Raw genomic sequence first — 18500 nt, forward strand, 5'->3', positions numbered from 1 at the left:
AAGGCACTCTTGGGCACGCCATGGATTCCGGTAGCCCGACATGCTTAAACGTCTCCTTCTTGTCCTCGCCAGCGCTTCTCTGTTGCTCATCAACGGAGCTCACGCCGAAGAAAATCCCGGCACCGGTCTGGTGTTGCTGACGGAAAACTTCCCGCCGTACAACATGGCGAAGAACGGCAAAAATTTCGCTCAGGACGAGAACATCAACGGCATTGCCGTGGACATTGTCCGTGAGATGTTCAAACGCGCCGACATCACTTACAGCCTGACGCTACGTTTCCCTTGGGAGCGAATCTACAAACTCGCCCTGGAGAAGCCTGGCTATGGCGTGTTCGTGATGGCGCGGTTGCCGGACCGCGAGAAACTCTTCAAGTGGGTCGGCCCTATCGGCCCGGACGACTGGATTCTGCTGGCCAAGGCCGATAGCAAGATCACCCTCGAGTCGCTGGAGCAGGCGCGCAAATACAAGATCGGCGCCTACAAGGGCGATGCGATTGCCGAGACACTGGCCAAGCAAGGATTGAAACCGATTGTTGTGCTGCGGGATCAGGACAACGCCAAAAAACTGGTCAATGGCCAGATTGACCTGTGGGCTACCGGTGACCCGGCAGGCCGCTATCTGGCGCGCCAGGAAGGCGTGAACGGGCTCAAGACCGTGCTGCGCTTCAACAGCGCCGAGTTGTACCTGGCGTTGAATAAAGACGTACCGGACGAAACCGTCGCCAAGCTGCAAGCCGCGCTGGATCAACTGCGCAAGGAAGGCGTGGTTGACGAGATCATGGGGCGCTATCTGTAGCAATTACCTTGATGTTGTCTGAAGCGTATGGCCGGTGTCGCGCTCAAGTACACGGCACTTGTAAACACGTTATTCAACGTCGCCCTTGTCAGCTGCTGTTCCCCTGAGGCGACGCCGATAATGCACAGTGCATGTGCGCCGCTTTGTGGCCCGATTTCAGTATTGATGTAAGCATCTTCAGTGCTGGTGGCGGCGCTGTAATTGTCGAGGTCCTTGCAGTCCCTGGCGTTATGGACCGTTTTATAGCGATAGAAGGGTGCCTCGAGGGAAAACCTGAAATCCCACGTAGGCAATACGGTATGCCCCTCCGCGTTTTGCACTCTATGAACGTAGGACTTGAGCTTCCAAGGCTCCGAGACAGTCAGTTCGACCGGTTCCAGGGAGCAGTCCTGCCCATTACTGGTAAAGATGCCGTCGATAAAGCAGTAGTACAGGAAGTTGGCGGAATAGCTGTAGTTGAAACGCGTTGCCTGGCAGGACGACGAATGTTCGCAGCCGGGGGGAGCTGACAGGTTGCGGTAGGCTCCGACTTTACTGACGATGCCGGTGATTTCGTTGGTGCGGCGGTTCAGCATCGGGCTACCGGAGCTACCAGCGTAAAGGTCGCAGCTGTTTTTCATGGCTAAAGGGAACACCCCGGGATGATCGATGAATGTTCCGGCGGTTTGTTCAGCGCAGGCGCTCAATCGAAGCCCCTGTTCGGTAAAGCCGCCCGGCGCGCCAATGTTAAGCGCATCCTGACTCTCGTAGGTTTGATGGGACGCCAGCTTGAGCGGGTTGACCCCTGCCTGTATCAGCGACGCCAATGTCGCGTCGACTTCGAGTACTGCAAGATCGGTCCCGACCAGGCTGCTCCATCGGGCAGTTCGGATGGCGTACTGGCGCTTACGCTGTGGCACGTCATGAAAGTAGTGGAAGGTGACGCTGGCTTTCAAAGGCAGGTTGGTCCGCGCCGAACCGTACTCAAAGAACACGCAATGACCACTGGTGAGCAGGTAGGCAGGGCCGGTCGCTCGGCCTTGCCTGTTTCGCGTATCCAGTAGAACGGCGCTGCAGGTCTCGCCCGATTGGAGACTGAGTCGTCCCACGCCGCTCCAGATTTCATAAAAATGCTCACTGTTTTGCAGGGCTCTTGAAGGAGAATCGTTGATGGCGCCTTCGCCCAAATCGCGAGCCTGCACGGCGGAAATAGCCAGCAGGCCAATCAGGCCGGCGAAGCAAAAGAAGCTGAGATATTTCATGTCCATTCCTTGGTGATGAAATTCGGGGTGAGCGCTATCGTGGCACGCGTCTGTGTGCCGACAGGTATAAATAGTTATCGCGAAATGGAGTGGGCCGCGAGGAATTACCGGGCGGTCGGGAGGTGGTACTGACCATCCTTGCCGTGCGCTGCCGTTGCACGATTGCCGCGCGCACTGATCATCTGTTTGATATCGATCCAGTCAATGCCCTGAGCCTTGAGCTTGGGTAATTCACGTTCAAGCACCGCCAATGTCTGCGGATACGGATGCCCGATCATCACCGCAGAACCTTGCTTTCGCGCCAGGCTGATAGCTGTCTGTAGCTGAGTAAAAATCGCGGCTTCAGTAGGCTCGTCATCCAGGAACACATCCCGCGAAACGCTCGCCAGACCAATCTTCTGCGCCTCCGCGGCCGCCACGGTTTGCGCGCTGGTGCGGCTGTCGACGAAGAACTTGTGCCGACGCTGCAAGTCCGCCATCAGCCAGGCCATGGCCGGTTGCTGCGCGGTCATGCGGCTGCCCATGTGGTTGTTGATGCCAGCGGTATACGGCACAGCCTTGAACGCTGCGTTCAAGCGCTTCTCGAGTTCTTCGATAGGTAATTCGGGATGCCAGGCAAACGGCCCGGTGGCCGGGGCCATGGGCATGTGCAGGATGACGATCTTGCCGGCGCGATGGGCTTCGCGGGCGAACTCGGTGGCGTGGGGAGTGTCGGGCATGATTGCCGCGGTGACCGGGCCGGGCAGCGCCAGCACACGGCGATCCTGGAGCAGGTTCTGCCCCAGGTCATCGATGATCAGGCTCAGATAAGCCTTGTGAGGTGTGGCCGCTGTTGTGGCAGGCGCCGCGTGAGCGACACCCGCCAGACAGCACAGCAGACCAAGGAGCAACCGCAGGCGCATCTCAGCGGCCGGAGGTGATGCTCAGCCCTTTGAGCAGGCTCAGGGCCTGGGCCAACTGATAATCGTCATCCTGTGGCATGGCCTTGGCTTTGCCACTGGAACCGGTCGGTTTGTCGGCGCCGCCGTTGCCATTGCCCAGGTGACCTTGCAGATCGGCTTCCTTGAAGTATTCGCCGTCCTGCTCGTTGGTGATCTTGGCCCTGCGTACTTCGATATCCGGGACGATGCCCTGCGCCTGAATCGAGCGACCATTCGGTGTGTAGTACAGCGCCGTGGTGATTTTCAGTGCGCGTTCGTTGTTCAGCGGCAACACGGTCTGGACCGAGCCTTTGCCGAAACTGGTGGTGCCCATGACGACTGCGCGTTTCTGATCCTGCAGGGCGCCGGCGACAATTTCCGAGGCCGAGGCGCTGCCGCCGTTGATCAGTACGACCATTGGCACGGCTTCGCTTTCGTCCTTGCCGGTGGCGGAGAAGCGCAGTTCGGAGTTGGCGATGCGGCCCTTGGTGTAGACGATCAGGCCCTTGGTGATGAAGTGGTCGACCACTTCTACCGCCGATTGCAGCACGCCGCCCGGGTTGTTACGCAGGTCGAGGACGATACCGCTGAGCTTCTTGCCGTTGTCCTTGCGCAGCTTGGCCAGGGCCTTGGAGACCTCTTCGCCGGTCTTGACCTGGAACTGGGTGATGCGGATGTAGCCGTAGCCGGACTCCAGCAGCTGGCTCTTCACGCTTTTCACTTGAATGATGGCGCGGACCAGGGTCACATCGAACGGCGCACCACCGTCGCGTACCAGGGTCAGGGTGATCTTCTGGCCGATCTTGCCGCGCATCTTGTCGATGGCTTCGGTCATGCTCTGGCCGCGAGTCGGCTGGCCGTTGATCTTGACGATGAAGTCGCCAGCCTGAATGCCGGCCTTGGAGGCCGGGGTGTCATCGATGGGCGAAACCACTTTGATGAAACCGTCTTCGGCGCCGACTTCGATGCCCAGGCCGCCGAATTCGCCGCTGGTGCTTTCCTGCAATTCAGCGAAGTCTTCCGGGCCCAGGTACGCGGAGTGTGGGTCGAGGTTGCTGAGCATGCCTTTGATGGCGTTTTCCAGCAGGGTCTTGTCGTCCACCGGTTCTACGTAGGCTGCCTTGATCCGGTCCATGACTTCGGCAAAGGTGCGTAACTCGTCCAGCGGCAATGGCGCCTTGGTGGTCGCAGCAGTGCCTGCAGGTGCGACCGCCGGGGCAGGCTCAGCGGCAAACGCCAACGGCGCGCTGATCACCAGGGCAATCGTCAGGGCCAGCGAGGTAAGGCGGGACAAATACAGCATGTCGAACGAACTCCTGAAGTAGATGGCGTACTTATCCTTGCGCACGACACCATTGCGCCGGATCACTCGGGTGACCCTGCTGACGAATAGCGAAATACAGCGCTGGTGTGTCCTGCCCGCCACTGTTGCCGACAGTGGAGATGGACTCACCGGCTTTTACCACGTCACCCGCAGACTTGAGCAACGTCTGGTTGTGACCGTAAAGACTCAAAAAACCGTTACCGTGGTCGAGGATCACCAGCAACCCGGCGCCTCGCAACCAATCGGCAAACACCACGCGGCCGCCGTGAACGGCATGCACTTGGCTGCCGGCGGAGGCGCTGATCATCACGCCGTCCCATTTGGTGCGGGCATCGTCGCCACGGCTTTCACCGAAGCGCGCCAGCAGTCGACCATCAACCGGCCATGGAAGTTTGCCGCGGGTGGAAGCAAAGGGGCCGCCAAAGGTTTCGCCTGAACTTGAAACCAGTGCGCCGGGTGTCGATTTAGCGGGTTTGCGTGGGGCATCGGTGGCATCTGCTTCAGCCTGAGCCTCACGTAAACGCTTTTTTTCGGCTTCCTGCTGGGCGATCAGCGCTTTTTGCCGCGCCTCTTCTGCCTCTCGGGCCTGACGGGCCAAGGTTTCTTCAATGGTTTTAAGGACTTTAGACAGGTCCGCCTGATCCTGCTCGCGCGCCGCCAGTTTCTGATCGCGGGCCTTCACGTCGTCGCTGAGTTTGGCCAGGACTTGCTGGCGTTCCTTGCGGACCTTGTCGAGTTCGTCGCGCTGGCTGTCGAGGCTGCTTTTCTGCACCAACAATTGCGCCTGCTGCATGGCGATGTCTTTTTCGACATTGGCCAGTTGGCGCAGGGTTTCGTTGAAATTCTTCAGCTGCTCCAGGCGGGCCTGGCTCAGGTAGTCGTAATAGGTGAGGGTGCGGGCGAATTTTTCCGGGTTCTGCTGGTTGAGCAGCAGCTTCAGGTACTCCTGACGGCCATTCTGATAGGCCGCGCGGGCCTGGATGGCGATCAGTCGTTGCTGTTCAATGCGCGCGCTCTGGAGTTTTTTTTTCTCACCATCGAGTCGCTGCAGCTCGGATTCGCTTTTCTTCAACTCTTTTTGCAGGGCTTCGACCTGCTTCTCGAGCTTGCCCATCTCGGTTTCGGTGCCCTTGAGGTCTTTCTGCACCCCGGATTTTTCTTCCTGGAGTTTGCCCAGCAGTTTCTTCAGCTCGGCAATGTCCTGACGCGTGGCGTCCAACTGTTGTTGGGTTTGCGTGCGCTCGTCGGCAAAGGCCGGTTGAAGCAGGCAAGTCAGGGCAAGGGCTATCAGGACGCGAAGCATAGAGGCGGGCGACACCAGGGAAAGGGACGGCCTAGTATGCCCGCCAAGCGCAGCAAAAAAAATGCCCAATTGGGGTTGTGTGATAACTGGAGTGGGGTTCAGGGCGTTACGTTCTCCAAAAACACCACAAAACCAATGTGGGAGCGGGCTTGCTCGCGAAGGGGACATCACATTCAACATCAATGTTGACTGTCAGACCGCTTTCGCGAGCAAGCCCGCTCCCACAGTTGATTGGTGCTGTTTCAAGGGATTTGAGCAATTCCCCTTTGATTACACCAGAATCGAAGTACCCGTCATCTCCGCCGGTTTCTCCAGCCCCAGCAACATCAGCATGGTCGGCGCGACATCCGCCAGCACGCCGCCGCCGCGAACCTTGAAGTCACGCTTGCCGACATAGATGAACGGCACCGGCTCGGTGGTATGCGCGGTGTGCGCCTGGCCAGTGGATGCATCGGACATTTGCTCGACGTTGCCGTGGTCAGCAGTAATCAGGGCTTCACCGCCGACTTTTTCCAGGGCATCGACAATACGGCCGACGCACAGGTCCAGGCACTCGACCGCTTTAACTGCCGCGTCGAACACACCGCTGTGGCCGACCATGTCGCCGTTGGCGTAGTTGACCACGATCACGTCGTAACGCTGGTTTTCGATGGCATCGACGATACGGTCGGTGACTTCCGGGGCGCTCATCTCGGGCTGCAAGTCATAGGTGGCGACTTTCGGCGACGGGATCAGGATGCGTTCTTCGCCCGGGAACGGTTCTTCGCGACCGCCAGAGAAGAAGAAAGTCACGTGGGCGTACTTCTCGGTTTCGGCGATGCGCAGCTGCGTCTTGCCGTTTTTCGCCAGGTAATCGCCCAACACGTTGTCCAGGCTGCTCGCGGCGAAGGCCGACGGCGCGGGGATGCTGGCGGCGTATTGGGTCAGCATGACGAAACCGGCCAGTTTTGGCTGGCGAGCACGTTCGAATTCCTTGAAATCGTCTTCGACGAACACGCGGGTCAGTTCGCGGGCACGGTCGGCGCGGAAGTTCATGAAGACTACGGCGTCGCCGTCTTCGACTTTCACCGGTTCGCCGATGGAGGTGGCTTTGACGAATTCATCGCTTTCGCCACGCTCGTAAGCCGCTTGCAGGCCTTCCTGCGCGGTGGCGGCATTGAATTCGCTGCTGCCATCGACAATCAGGTTGTAGGCCTGGGACACGCGATCCCAACGGTTGTCGCGGTCCATGGCGTAGTAACGGCCAATGATGCTGGCGATCCGGCCTTTGCCGAGGGCTTCGAAGGTCGCGTCCAGCAACTCGATCGACGACTGGGCGCTTTTCGGTGGCGTATCGCGGCCATCAAGGAAGGCGTGCAGGTAAATTTTTTCGGCGCCGCGCTTGTAGGCCAGTTCAGCCATGGCGACCAGGTGATCCTGGTGGCTGTGAACGCCGCCATCGGACAGCAGGCCCATGAAGTGCACGGCTTTGCCGGCAGCAACGGCTTTATCCACCGCGGCGCAGATGGTCGGGTTCTCGAAGAACTCGCCGTCGCGGATCGCTTTGGTCACACGCGTGAAGTCCTGGTACACAACGCGGCCGGCGCCGAGGTTCATGTGACCGACTTCGGAGTTGCCCATCTGGCCGTCCGGCAAGCCGACGTCCATGCCGCTGCCCGAGATCAGGCCGTTCGGCACGGTGGCCCACAGACGGTCCAGTACGGGCTTCTTCGCTGCAAAGATGGCGTTGGATTCAGGGCTCTCGCTGTGACCGAAGCCGTCGAGAATAATCAGGACCAAAGGTTTAGGCGTGGTAGTCATGGATTCCACTCGTGGCTGAGTTATAAAGAGGGCGATGGAAAAGGGAGTGGCAGTTTAAAGCGAAGTTCCGGCGCCGTCACCGCCGGACGGGGTTTGGCCCACCATAGTGGCTGTGTATACTGGCCGACATTTTAACGCCCTGGAACCTCCTTCGATGGTTGCTCACCTGATTGAATTTGCCACTAACCACTATTTGCTCGTCGGTATCTTCGTCGTACTGCTGGCGTTGCTGATCGCTTATCAGATGCAGGGCGGCGGCCGCAGCCTGAGCACCGGTGAACTGACCGGGCTGGTTAACAAGGACGCAGGCGTGGTGATCGACATCCGTCCGATCAAGGATTTCACCGCCGGTCACATTGTTGGCGCGTTGAACATTCCTCACGACAAACTGACCGCTCGCGTTGGTGAACTGGAAAAGCACAAGGCCAAGACCATTATCCTGGTCGACGCCATGGGCCAGACTGCCGGCACTCATGCCCGCGAACTGATGAAAGCCGGCTTCACCGCCGCCAAGCTGTCCGGCGGTATTTCCAGCTGGAAAGCCGACAATCTGCCGCTGGTGAAGTGATATGAACAACGTCGTCGTCTATTCCAGCGATTACTGCCCTTATTGCTCGCGAGCCAAGTACCTGCTCGAGAACAAAGGCGTAGCCTTCGAAGAGATCAAGGTCGATGGCAAGCCGCAGGTACGTGCCGCGATGGCTCAGAAGGCCGGACGAACGTCCGTGCCACAGATCTGGATCGGCAACACCCACGTTGGCGGCTGTGATGATTTGTTTGCCCTGGAGCGCGCCGGCAAGCTCGACGCCATGCTCAAGGCCTGACTGCCTTACTTGAAATAGCCAACCCTACAAGACCCGAGATCAGAAAGGATCTGAGATGACTGACCAACAGAACACTGCAGCTAGCGAAGAAGAAACCGCACCGCAATTCTCCTTGCAGCGCATCTACGTACGTGACTTGTCCTTCGAAGCCCCGAAAAGCCCGGCGATTTTTCGCCAGCAGTGGGAGCCGAGCGTCGGTCTGGATCTGAACACTCGCCAGAAGGCTCTGGAAGGCGACTTCCACGAAGTCGTACTGACCCTGTCGGTCACCGTGAAAAACGGTGAAGAAGTGGCGTTCATTGCTGAAGTGCAACAGGCCGGGATCTTCCTGATCAAGAACCTGGACGATGCTTCGATGAGCCACACCCTCGGCGCCTTCTGCCCGAACATCCTGTTCCCGTACGCTCGCGAAACCCTGGACAGCCTGGTGACCCGCGGTTCGTTCCCGGCCCTGATGCTGGCCCCGGTGAACTTCGACGCGCTGTACGCACAAGAGCTGCAACGCATGCAGGCGGCTGGCGAGACTCCAACCGTTCAGTAAGCGGTCCTGAAGTCAAAGCAAGTCCAATGTGGGAGCGGGCTTGCTCGCGAAAGCGGTATATCGGTCAGCATTAATGTTGCAGCTGATGACCCCTTCGCGAGCAAGCCCGCTCCCACATTTGTTATGTGGTGTTACTTGAACCCGAGCTGGCGCCAGCCTTCATATACGGCGACGGCCACGGTGTTGGACAGGTTCAGGCTGCGACAGCCTTCGCGCATCGGCAAACGCAGGCGTTGTTCGCCGGGCAAGGCGTCGAGCACTTCGGCCGGCAAGCCACGGCTTTCCGGGCCGAACAGGAAGGCATCGCCCTCGGCGAAGCTGGCGTCGTGAAATGGCCGCGAGCCCTTGGTGGTAAAGGCGAACAGCCGTGGATGGCCGAGGCTTTCCAGGCAGCTGGCGAGGTCTGCGTGGCGTTGCAGGGTGGCATACTCATGGTAATCGAGGCCGGCCCGGCGCAGGCGCTTGTCGTCCATCTCGAAGCCCAGCGGTTCGATCAAATGCAGGTGGCAGCCACTGTTGGCGCACAGCCTGATAACGTTGCCGGTATTCGGCGGAATTTCTGGTTGGAAAAGGATGACGTGAAACATGCACGGCTCCGAAGGTAAAGATGACGGGCATTCTACGCCGCCAAAGGACCCTCGTTCGAAACTATTCCCGCGAGTGATGGCTTCGCTGGCGATTGTCGGGATGATGGTGGGCCTGATGATCGGTCGACTGACCGCGCCCGACCCCAGCGTTTTACAGCAGGTCGAGGTGACGGACGATGGGCTGGTGGTGTGGTTCAACAACGAACCCAAAACCCACGGCGAGATAGTCGACGGCAGCGTGGCGCTGTTGTTCGAGGCTGAAGGCCGTGCACAGAAAGGTCAGCTCAAGCTCAACGGCAGAGACGTGAACTGGCGAACGCGATTGAGTGATGGGGGATTGTTGCTGACGGTGGTGGCGGCCCGGCCGCTGCAGGGCGAGTGGGCCGGTAGCGAGGTCGATGACCGCTGGCGGCTGGAGATCCATCTCCGAGAGCAATAAAAGAGGGAATCCCCGGCCTGCCTGTACCAAGGTCCCCAAAACGGGAGGGCTCGCGCATTGCGGCGTGAGCCCGGTGTAAAGAGGGAATCCCCGGCCTGCCTGTACCAAGGACCCCAAAACGGGATGGGCTCGTCGCAGTTGCGGTATGAGCCCGGTGTAAAGAGGGGAATCCCCGGCCTGCCTGTACCAAGGTCCCCGAAACTGGGTAGTGAATCGAATCACTGATTGGACTATTGCAGGGGGCGTGCCAGTTTTTAACAAGTTGCAACAGAAAGCCGCTGGGCAGCGCTGAAGGCCCCGTAATTCGGGGCTTTTGTGTTTCTTCGATATGGTTTTTTTTAGATGGAGGTCGGATTTTGGATCGGTTGTCGTGCGCGATTGCGGGTCATGGTGCATTGGTGCGGTGCATTGAGCCCTAAATGTGGGAGCGGGCTTGCTCGCGAAAGCGGTGTGTCATTCAACATCAATGTTGAATGTGATGGCCTCTTTGCGGGCAAGCCTGCTCCCACATGGAGTTGATGTCAGCCACAAATAGACGGGCTTGGCACAAATCCTGTGGGAGCGGGCTTGCCCGCGATTGGATCTTGCGGTCAACGAAGAGCTAAAGGGTGTTTAACCCTCATCCCCCTCATCATCATCCCCACCATCAACCTTCATCCCCAATTCCTTGATCTTGCGGGTCAAGGTATTGCGGCCCCAACCCAGTAGCACGGCGGCGTCGCGGCGGCGGCCGGCGGTGTGTTTGAGGGCGGTTTCGATCATGATCCGCTCGAAGGCCGGCACGGCGCTATCCAGAAGGCTCGACTGACCGCGAGCCAGCGCCTGATCAGCCCACTGACGCAACGCTTGCTCCCAGTTGGTCACCGGCGCCGAGTCCTGCGGCAGGCTCAGCAGTTCTGGCGGCAGATCGCTGATGTGCACTTCGCGACCCGAAGCCATCACAGTGATCCAGCGGCAGGTGTTTTCCAGCTGACGCACGTTGCCTGGCCACGGCAGGTTTTTCAGGTATTCCTCGGTTTCGCTTTTCAGCAGCTTCGGTTCCACCGCCAGTTCTTGCGCGGCGCGGCTGAGGAAGTGCTTGGCCAGGGTCGGGATGTCTTCGCGACGGTCCGACAGCCGTGGAATGTGGATGCGGATCACGTTGAGGCGGTGGAACAAGTCCTCACGGAATTTTCCGGCATGCACCAGGGTTTCCAGATTCTGGTGAGTCGCGGCGATGATTCGCACATCGACCTTCACTGGCACATGGCCGCCTACGCGGTAGAACTCACCGTCCGCCAATACTCGCAGCAAGCGAGTCTGGGTATCCGCCGGCATGTCGCCGATTTCATCGAGGAACAGTGTGCCACCGTCCGCCTGCTCAAAACGCCCGCGACGCAGGTTGGCCGCGCCGGTGAATGCGCCTTTTTCATGGCCGAACAGTTCGGACTCCATCAGATCCTTGGGGATCGCCGCCATGTTCAGCGCAATGAACGGCGAGGCCGCCCGTGGGCTGTGACGGTGCAGGGCGTGGGCCACCAGTTCTTTACCGGTACCCGATTCGCCATTGATCAACACGGTGATGTTGGAGTGGCTCAAGCGCCCGATGGCGCGAAACACTTCCTGCATCGCCGGCGCTTCGCCGATGATTTCCGGGGTGCGGGTCAAGGCGACCGGGACTTCCAGGCCTTGCTGTTCCTGAGCGTGCTGATTGGCGCGCTTGACCAGAGAGACGGCTTCGTCGACATCGAACGGCTTGGGCAGGTATTCAAATGCGCCGCCCTGATAGGATGCGACAGCGCTGTCCAGGTCGGAGTGCGCGGTCATGATGATCACCGGCAGTCGTGGGTGTTGTTCGCGAATCCGTGCCAGAAGGTCCAGACCGCTGGCGCCCGGCATGCGGATGTCGGAGATGATCACGTCCGGCTGCTGGCGCGCCAGGCGGCTCATCACGCCATCGGCGCTGTCGAAGCTTTGCGTGGTCATGCCTTCCTGCTGCAAGGCTTTTTCCAGGACCCAACGGATAGAACGGTCGTCATCGACGATCCACACGGTTTCACTACGGCTCATGTCGATGTGGCTCCTTGTTCCAGTGGCAGAAAGATCGAGAACGTGGTGTGGCCTGGATGGCTGTCACATTCGATCAGGCCCTGGTGCTGGCTGATGATGTTCTGGGTAATGGCCAAGCCGAGCCCGGTACCGTCCGGGCGGCCGCTGACCATGGGGAAGAAGATGGTTTCTTGCAGCTCGGCGGGGATCCCCGGGCCGTTGTCGATGATTTCGATCTTGGTCACCAGGCGATGGCGCACGTGGCCGATGGTGAACTGGCGCATGGCGCGGGTGCGCAAGCTGATGCGGCCAAGGCGCAGCTCGTTCTGGCTGCTGATGGCCTGCATTGCGTTGCGCACGATGTTCAGGACGGCCTGAATCATCTGTTCGCGATCAATCAACACATCCGGAATGCTTGGGTCGTAGTCGCGCACCAAAGTGATGCAGCCCTGACTTTCGGCCTCCACCAACTGACCCACGCGCTCCAGCACTTCATGGACGTTGCACATGGCCAGTGACGGCAGTTTGTTGGAGCCGAGCATGCGATCCACCAGATTGCGCAGGCGATCGGCTTCTTCAATGATGACGTTGGTGTAATCGCGCAGGCTTTCTTCCGGCAATTCACGGGCGAGTAACTGAGCCGCGCCGCGAATCCCGCCGAGAGGGTTTTTGATTTCGTGGGCGAGGCCGCGTACCAGCATCTTGCTGGTCTCCTGCTTCGACAGCTGCGCCTCTTCCTTGGTGATTCGCAGCAAGCGATCACGCGGGTGAACCTCCAGCAACAGCAGTGTGGCGCCATTGCTCAGGATCGGTGTCACGGCGTAGTCGACGGTCAGGGTCTGGCCGGTGAGGGCGGTGAGCATCGCTTCGCGCTTGGTAAACGGGTGCGCCTGCTCGACTGCCTGGCGCAGGGAGTTCAGCGCCTCGGTTGATTCGGTGAACAACTCACTGATGAACTGCCCATGGCTACGCTGACCACTGATGGCCAGCAGCATCTCCGCCGCCGGGTTCATGTACTCAAGGCGCAGTTCGGCGTCGAGCAGAATGGTGGCGGTGGTCAGGTTGTCGAGTAGCAAGCGGTGTAGTGCGTCGCTAATGGTCATCAGGACCTCTTTTGGAGCGGGGCATGCGCATGAATAACGCGCCGATACGGGGAAAATGCAAAAACCAAACCAAGGCTCCGAAAAGAAGCGTTTAGAGCCTGAAACAGGCGTTTGACGCTCATTTGCGTGGCGTTCTGCCAGCTTTCGCGGGTACTTTCGAACCAAAATGGGTTGCGATGTGAGTACTGTGCACTCTATTGCACCAATATAGTGCGCAAACCTGAGCGAAGTTAGAAGAGGGGCAGGAAGGTGAAAGGGCCAGGCCGGTGCAGAGCCTGTGGTGAAGAAATTTGAGCGACGAGAATCCTGTGGGAGCGTGGCTTGCCCGCGAAGAATGCACCGCGGTTTTTCAGGTACTACGCGTCATTATTCTTCGCGGGCAAGCCACGCTCACACAGGTTCCGCGCCTTAGCTGACTGGCATTAGCGTCAGAAGAAGCTTTTTTCTTCTTCGGGTTTGTCTTTGAGAGGACATTCCGGCCGTTGGCCGTAGTCGGTAAGGACGCAGGGTTTGACCTGACGTTTCTGCGCGAGGGAAATGCGCTGCATGTGGAAGGGTTGATTCGCCGTGCGTTCGACGGTACGGCCCTGTTCGTCGAGGATTTCCACCGACAGGCGATGGGTGCCGCGGTCGATGTTGCTCAGGGCGAACACCGGGCTCGGGCCGGGCTCGGCGGTGGGTTGGCCGTCCAGCAGCAGACGATAGCGATGGCCCTGTTGCAAGCCGGGTTCGCTGGTAACGCTGACAATCAATTCACCGGCAGTGCTACGGATCGTGGCATCCGGGTCCGGCACCAGCACACGAAGCATGTCGTAATGAAACAGGAGTTTGGCCTGGTTTTTCGCGGCCGTCATTGGCCCGGCGCCGCTCGGGTTGGCCGACATTCGATTGCTGGTCGCCAGTGGTACACGCTTGGCATTACGGGTGCCCGGCTGATCGGTGAAGACCCGATTGCCCTGGGCGTCTATGTAGGTAAAAACCTCGGCCATTACCGGCAGGCAGATCAGCCATGCGACCAACAGCCAGAACCTCAAGGCTTATGCACCCGTTGTACGGTGAGAGTCACGGTAGGGCTCTGCTGCACGACGTTTTGCCCATCGATCACCTGAACCGCGAGGCGGTGTTCGCCACGGTCGATGTTCACCAGTTGCAGAATCGGGACGTTGCTCGGTTGGCCGTAGGGTTGATCGTCCAGTAACAACCTCAATCGATGAGAGCCTTGCAGCCGCGGCTGGATCAATACGCTGACCGTGAACGTGCCATTGTTGGCGCGCAGGGCTTCTTCGGTAGGCAAACCGGTCAGCTCCAGCACTTGATAGGCGCTGCCGGGCTGTTCACGGCTACTGGCTTGCGCAGGCGCTACAGGCTCGCTCGGCGGTTGAATCTCGACGCTGTTGAGCGGTGGCAACTCCACGGGTTGAGCCTTTACGCCATCAGGCGGTTGATTGCTGTAGGCGGTGTTGCCGTTGGCATCGGTGTACTTGTAGATCTGCGCGGCGGCGGGCAGGGCAATCAGCACAAGCAGGTATAACAACAATGAGCGCATTGCAGGCTTCCATTGGCCGTTGGGCAAGTGTCCGGCCCTGTTCCGTTCATGGCGACTAAGCGCTGAGCATAGAGCACTTCAGCGCACGTCGGCAGGTCGGCTCAACGGCTGGCGCTGCACAACTCAGCGGTGGCGCGTACCTGGGCAAGCTGACGCAATGGCGCGTGGGTGCCGGTTTTATTGGCCTTGGCCAGCCAGGACGGGCACTGCGGGTCGTTGCGGTAAGGGCTGAAATCGGCCAGTTGTTGCAGCAGGCGTTTTTGTAACTGATCAAGTTGTGGGCGGATCTGCCCGACGAGATCGGGGCGGGGATCGTTGGGCGCCTTGCCTTGTGCATGCCAGTCAGACAGGTGCGCGTATTGCACCAGTTTGTTGGCCTCGATCTGCGCCGAGAAGAATTGTTCGACGGCTTCGTTGCTCAATTTATAGGCAGGTGCCAGAGCGACGGCGCCGGCAATGACTTCGCGCTCGCGCTGCCGGTCTTCAACAGGTTTGCCGCTGTCCCATTTGCTCAGCGCGACCTGATCGGCAATCGCCAGGCGTTCTTCGATGGTGCCAAGCAACGGGACGAGGGTGGCGGGGGCTGGGCTGGCAAAAGCGCTGTTGGCCAGCAGGGTGGTGAGCAGGGCAAGGCACGGGCGTAGGCGCATGGGGCATCTCGGCTTTATCGGATGAAGGCCATGATGCACGCAACCGGGCATTCGATGACAGACGGTCGCCCATAAAAAAGGCCTCCCGAAGGAGGCCTCTCTTTTGTCACGCCGCGTAGCACGGCGCTACCGGATCAGCAGCTGTAGTACAGCTCATATTCCAGTGGGTGTACGAAGGTACGAACCTTGATTTCTTCTTCGCTTTTCAGAGCGATGTAAGCGTCGATGAAGTCGTCGCTGAAAACGCCGCCTTTGGTCAGGAACGCACGACCTTTGTCCAGCTCTTCCAGGGCTTCCTTCAGGCTGCCGCAAACTTGTGGGATCTCTTTCGCCTCTTCAGGCGGCAGGTCGTACAGGTTTTTGTCAGCTGCGTCGCCAGGGTGGATCTTGTTCTGGATGCCATCCAGGCCAGCCATCAACAGTGCAGCGAAGCCCAGGTACGGGTTAGCTGCTGGATCCGGGAAGCGAGCTTCGATACGACGAGCGCGAGGGCTGGACACGTAAGGAATACGGATCGAAGCCGAACGGTTACGAGCCGAGTAGGCCAGCATCACTGGAGCTTCGAAACCTGGGACCAGACGCTTGTAGGAGTTGGTCGACGGGTTGGTGAAGCCGTTCAGAGCCTTACCGTGCTTGATGATGCCGCCGATGAAGTACAGAGCGGTATCGGACAGGCCGGCATAGCCTTCGCCAGCGAAGGTGTTCTTGCCATCTTTGGCGATGGACAGGTGAACGTGCATACCCGAACCGTTGTCGCCGTACAGAGGCTTAGGCATGAAGGTCGCGGTGCGGCCATATGCGTCAGCAACGTTGTGTACGCAGTACTTCAGGGTTTGAACTTCGTCAGCCTTGGCAACCAGGGTGTTGAACTTCACGCCGATTTCGTTCTGACCGGCAGTCGCCACTTCGTGGTGGTGAACTTCGATGACCAGGCCCATTTCTTCCATGGCGTTGCACATGGAGGTACGGATTTCGTGGTCGTGGTCGAACGGCGGAACAGGGAAGTAGCCGCCTTTGACGCCTGGACGGTGGCCTTTGTTGCCGCCTTCCACGTCCTGGTCGGACATCCACGAACCTTGTTCGGAGAAGATTTTGAACATGGAGCCGGAGATGTCGGACTTGAACTTCACTTCGTCGAAGATGAAGAATTCAGGCTCTGGACCCACGAATACGGTGTCGCCGATACCGGTCGACTTCAGGTATTCCTCGGCACGCTTGGCGATCGCACGTGGGTCACGGTCGTAGCCTTGCATGGTCGAAGGCTCGATCACGTCGCAAACCAGGATCAGGGTCGGCTCTTCGGTGAACGGGTCGAGAACGGCAGTGCTGTCGTCCGGCATCAGGATCATGTCGGAAGCTTCGATGCCTTTCCAGCCAGCAATGGAGGAACCGTCGAACATTTTGCCTTCTTCGAAGAAAGCTTCATCCAGCCCATCGCGAGCCGGCATGGTCACGTGGTGCTGAGTGCCTTTGGTGTCCGTGAAGCGCAGATCAATCCACTTGACGTCATGATCTTTGATGAGTTGAACCGACTTCGACATAGTGTCCTCCGGGTGGCTTCGGGCTTAGTAGTGGATGCCCTTAGAATGTGGGTGATGCCGGCGCGAATACTCTGCCAAGGCAACCTGCCTCACAAGGGAGCAAATTGCATGCCAGTGCCCCACCATGGGTTTTTTGCCCCAATATCACGCTTATAAAGGTGCAAAGCCTCGAAAAGCGCCAAACCTCGCCCTGTAATGTAGCGTTGAAATCCATAAATGACCTGTTTTGGTGCGCGCAAAACCTTCTGCACATTAACTGGTTAAACCTTGAGCAATTTCCGCTATAATCCGCGCCCCCCTTTTTCGGCTGGCCCAGCGCGCGCTGTTTTCATGAAACTAATCGTAAAAGTCTTCCCCGAGATCACCATCAAGAGCCGCCCGGTACGGATGCGTTTCATCCGCCAGTTGGCCAAAAACATCCGTACCGTGCTCCGCGATCTGGACCCGGCTGTGGTGGTGAACGGTGTGTGGGACAATCTCGAGCTGGAAACCCGCGTCAGCGAGCCGAAAGCCCTGAAGGAGATGACCGAGCGCCTGAGCTGCATGCCGGGCATCGCGCATTTCCTGCAGGTCGATGAATACCCGTTGGGCGACTTCGATGACATCGTCGCCAAGTGCAAGCCGCATTTCGGTGACGCCCTGGCCGGGAAGATCTTTTCGGTGCGCTGCAAGCGTGCCGGCAAGCACGAATTCAGCTCCATGGACGTCGAGAAATATGTCGGCAGCCAACTGCGTCGTCAGTGCGGCGCCGCCGGAATCTCGCTCAAAGAGCCGGAAATTGAAGTTCGCATCGAAATTCGCGACAAACGGTTGTTCGTGATCCACAGCCAGCACAACAGCATCGGCGGTTATCCGCTGGGTGCCCTGGAACAGACGCTTGTATTGATGTCCGGTGGCTTCGATTCCACCGTCGCCGCCTACCAGATCATGCGCCGCGGGCTGATGAGCCATTTCTGCTTCTTCAATCTGGGCGGACGTGCCCACGAACTGGGCGTCATGGAAGTCGCGCACTTCATCTGGAAGAAGTACGGCAGCTCCCAACGCGTGTTATTTGTCAGTGTGCCGTTCGAGGAAGTACTGGGAGAAATTCTCGGGAAAGTCGATAACAGTCATATGGGTGTAGTTTTGAAGCGTATGATGTTGCGCGCTGCTTCCCGTATTGCCGATCGACTGGAGATCGAAGCGCTGGTCACCGGCGAAGCGATTTCCCAGGTGTCGAGCCAGACGTTGCCGAACCTGTCCGTGATCGACTGCGTGACCGACAAGCTGGTCTTGCGACCGCTGATCGCCAGTCACAAGCAGGACATTATCGACCTGGCCAACGAAATCGGCACTGCCGATTTCGCCAAGCACATGCCGGAATACTGCGGGGTCATCTCGGTGAACCCAAAGACCCACGCCAAGCGTCCGCGCGTGGAGCATGAAGAGAAAGAATTCGACATGGCAGTGCTCGAGCGTGCGCTCGAGAACGCCAAACTGGTGCCGATCGATCGCGTGATCGACGAATTGGGCCAGGATTTGCAGATCGAAGAAGTCAGCGAAGCACTGGCGGGCCAGATCATTATCGACATCCGTCACCCGGATGCCGCTGAAGACGAGCCGCTGGAACTGGCTGGCATTGAGGTGCAGACGATGCCGTTTTATGCATTGAACGCTCGTTTCAAGGAACTGGACCCTACTCGCCAGTACCTGTTGTATTGCGACAAAGGCGTGATGAGTCGCCTGCATGCCCACCATTTGCTCAGTGAGGGGCATGCCAATGTGCGCGTTTATCGACCGAGCTAAGTGCCCGGGGCTGTTTGCCTGTGGCCTGCGTCACCGGCCCCCCGACGCCGCCGTCAAGCTGTAACGGCTTTG

General features: G+C 58.9%; 18 protein-coding genes. 6 read left to right on the forward strand and 12 right to left on the reverse strand.

What is annotated here, in order from left to right:
- Window positions 1-40: 40 nt before the first annotated feature.
- Window positions 41-796, forward strand: a complete 756-nt coding sequence (locus AB7M29_RS04990) for a substrate-binding periplasmic protein (protein WP_052962819.1) — start codon at window positions 41-43, stop codon at window positions 794-796.
- On the opposite strand, the gene AB7M29_RS04995 is transcribed toward AB7M29_RS04990, so the two are convergent.
- The 5 genes from AB7M29_RS04995 to gpmI form a co-directional block, all read right to left on the reverse strand.
- Window positions 787-2037: a trypsin-like serine peptidase gene (locus AB7M29_RS04995; RefSeq protein ID WP_454246449.1), complete on the reverse strand. Its 1251-nt coding sequence runs from the start codon at window positions 2035-2037 to the stop codon at window positions 787-789. The genes AB7M29_RS04990 and AB7M29_RS04995 overlap by 10 nt on opposite strands.
- A gap of 104 nt (window positions 2038-2141) precedes the next feature.
- On the reverse strand, window positions 2142-2939 hold the full coding sequence (locus AB7M29_RS05000; RefSeq protein ID WP_454246450.1) for a divergent polysaccharide deacetylase family protein: 798 nt from the start codon (window positions 2937-2939) through the stop codon (window positions 2142-2144).
- Between the two features lies 1 nt (window position 2940).
- Window positions 2941-4260, reverse strand: coding sequence for a S41 family peptidase (locus AB7M29_RS05005; protein ID WP_217855278.1), 1320 nt, complete (start codon window positions 4258-4260; stop codon window positions 2941-2943).
- Between the two features lie 31 nt (window positions 4261-4291).
- Window positions 4292-5584: a murein hydrolase activator EnvC family protein gene (locus AB7M29_RS05010; protein WP_454246451.1), complete on the reverse strand. Its 1293-nt coding sequence runs from the start codon at window positions 5582-5584 to the stop codon at window positions 4292-4294.
- Between the two features lie 270 nt (window positions 5585-5854).
- Window positions 5855-7384 carry a 2,3-bisphosphoglycerate-independent phosphoglycerate mutase gene (gpmI, locus tag AB7M29_RS05015; RefSeq protein ID WP_201061495.1) on the reverse strand — a complete coding sequence of 510 codons (1530 nt, stop codon included), beginning with the start codon at window positions 7382-7384 and terminating at the stop codon, window positions 5855-5857.
- A 154-nt stretch (window positions 7385-7538) separates the two neighbouring features.
- On the opposite strand from gpmI, the gene AB7M29_RS05020 reads away from it, so the two are divergent.
- Genes AB7M29_RS05020 through secB form a run of 3 tightly spaced genes read left to right on the forward strand, consistent with a single transcriptional unit; the run spans window position 7539 to window position 8749 of the window.
- Window positions 7539-7952, forward strand: a complete 414-nt coding sequence (locus AB7M29_RS05020; protein WP_123361124.1) for a rhodanese-like domain-containing protein — start codon at window positions 7539-7541, stop codon at window positions 7950-7952.
- A 1-nt stretch (window position 7953) separates the two neighbouring features.
- A complete protein-coding gene (gene grxC, locus AB7M29_RS05025) occupies window positions 7954-8208 on the forward strand; it encodes a glutaredoxin 3 (protein WP_018929204.1) in 255 nt (84 codons plus the stop codon).
- A 55-nt stretch (window positions 8209-8263) separates the two neighbouring features.
- Window positions 8264-8749: a protein-export chaperone SecB gene (secB, locus tag AB7M29_RS05030; RefSeq protein ID WP_007897410.1), complete on the forward strand. Its 486-nt coding sequence runs from the start codon at window positions 8264-8266 to the stop codon at window positions 8747-8749.
- A gap of 131 nt (window positions 8750-8880) precedes the next feature.
- Here the strand turns inward: secB and AB7M29_RS05035 are convergent, their stop codons facing one another.
- Entirely contained in the window at window positions 8881-9336 is a 456-nt protein-coding gene (locus AB7M29_RS05035) for a tRNA (cytidine(34)-2'-O)-methyltransferase (protein WP_007949025.1), read from the reverse strand.
- On the opposite strand from AB7M29_RS05035, the gene AB7M29_RS05040 reads away from it, so the two are divergent.
- A complete protein-coding gene (locus tag AB7M29_RS05040; RefSeq protein WP_264082246.1) occupies window positions 9335-9775 on the forward strand; it encodes a hypothetical protein in 441 nt (146 codons plus the stop codon). The two genes, AB7M29_RS05035 and AB7M29_RS05040, sit on opposite strands and share 2 nt — an antisense overlap.
- 612 nt (window positions 9776-10387) lie before the next feature.
- Here the strand turns inward: AB7M29_RS05040 and ntrC are convergent.
- From ntrC to glnA, 6 genes are all read right to left on the reverse strand, one after another.
- Window positions 10388-11824 (reverse strand): nitrogen regulation protein NR(I), encoded by a 1437-nt coding sequence (gene ntrC, locus AB7M29_RS05045; protein WP_007897405.1) that lies wholly within the window; start codon window positions 11822-11824, stop codon window positions 10388-10390.
- Complete coding sequence (glnL, locus tag AB7M29_RS05050) at window positions 11821-12906, reverse strand: nitrogen regulation protein NR(II) (RefSeq protein ID WP_038978561.1); 1086 nt, start codon at window positions 12904-12906, stop codon at window positions 11821-11823. Before glnL ends, ntrC begins: the two co-directional genes overlap by 4 nt.
- Window positions 12907-13334: 428 nt before the next feature.
- Window positions 13335-13940: a DUF4124 domain-containing protein gene (locus AB7M29_RS05055; RefSeq protein WP_454246452.1), complete on the reverse strand. Its 606-nt coding sequence runs from the start codon at window positions 13938-13940 to the stop codon at window positions 13335-13337.
- Window positions 13937-14452: a DUF4124 domain-containing protein gene (locus tag AB7M29_RS05060; RefSeq protein WP_454246453.1), complete on the reverse strand. Its 516-nt coding sequence runs from the start codon at window positions 14450-14452 to the stop codon at window positions 13937-13939. Before AB7M29_RS05060 ends, AB7M29_RS05055 begins: the two co-directional genes overlap by 4 nt.
- Before the next feature lie 101 nt (window positions 14453-14553).
- Window positions 14554-15102 (reverse strand): chorismate mutase, encoded by a 549-nt coding sequence (locus tag AB7M29_RS05065; RefSeq protein WP_454246454.1) that lies wholly within the window; start codon window positions 15100-15102, stop codon window positions 14554-14556.
- Window positions 15103-15236: 134 nt separating this feature from the next.
- Window positions 15237-16643: a glutamate--ammonia ligase gene (gene glnA / locus AB7M29_RS05070; RefSeq protein ID WP_007907861.1), complete on the reverse strand. Its 1407-nt coding sequence runs from the start codon at window positions 16641-16643 to the stop codon at window positions 15237-15239.
- A gap of 330 nt (window positions 16644-16973) precedes the next feature.
- On the opposite strand from glnA, the gene thiI reads away from it, so the two are divergent.
- Window positions 16974-18428 carry a tRNA uracil 4-sulfurtransferase ThiI gene (thiI, locus tag AB7M29_RS05075; protein WP_454246455.1) on the forward strand — a complete coding sequence of 485 codons (1455 nt, stop codon included), beginning with the start codon at window positions 16974-16976 and terminating at the stop codon, window positions 18426-18428.
- Window positions 18429-18500 lie beyond the last annotated feature (72 nt).

The sequence above is a fragment of the Pseudomonas sp. F-14 TE3623 genome (assembly GCF_053629015.1).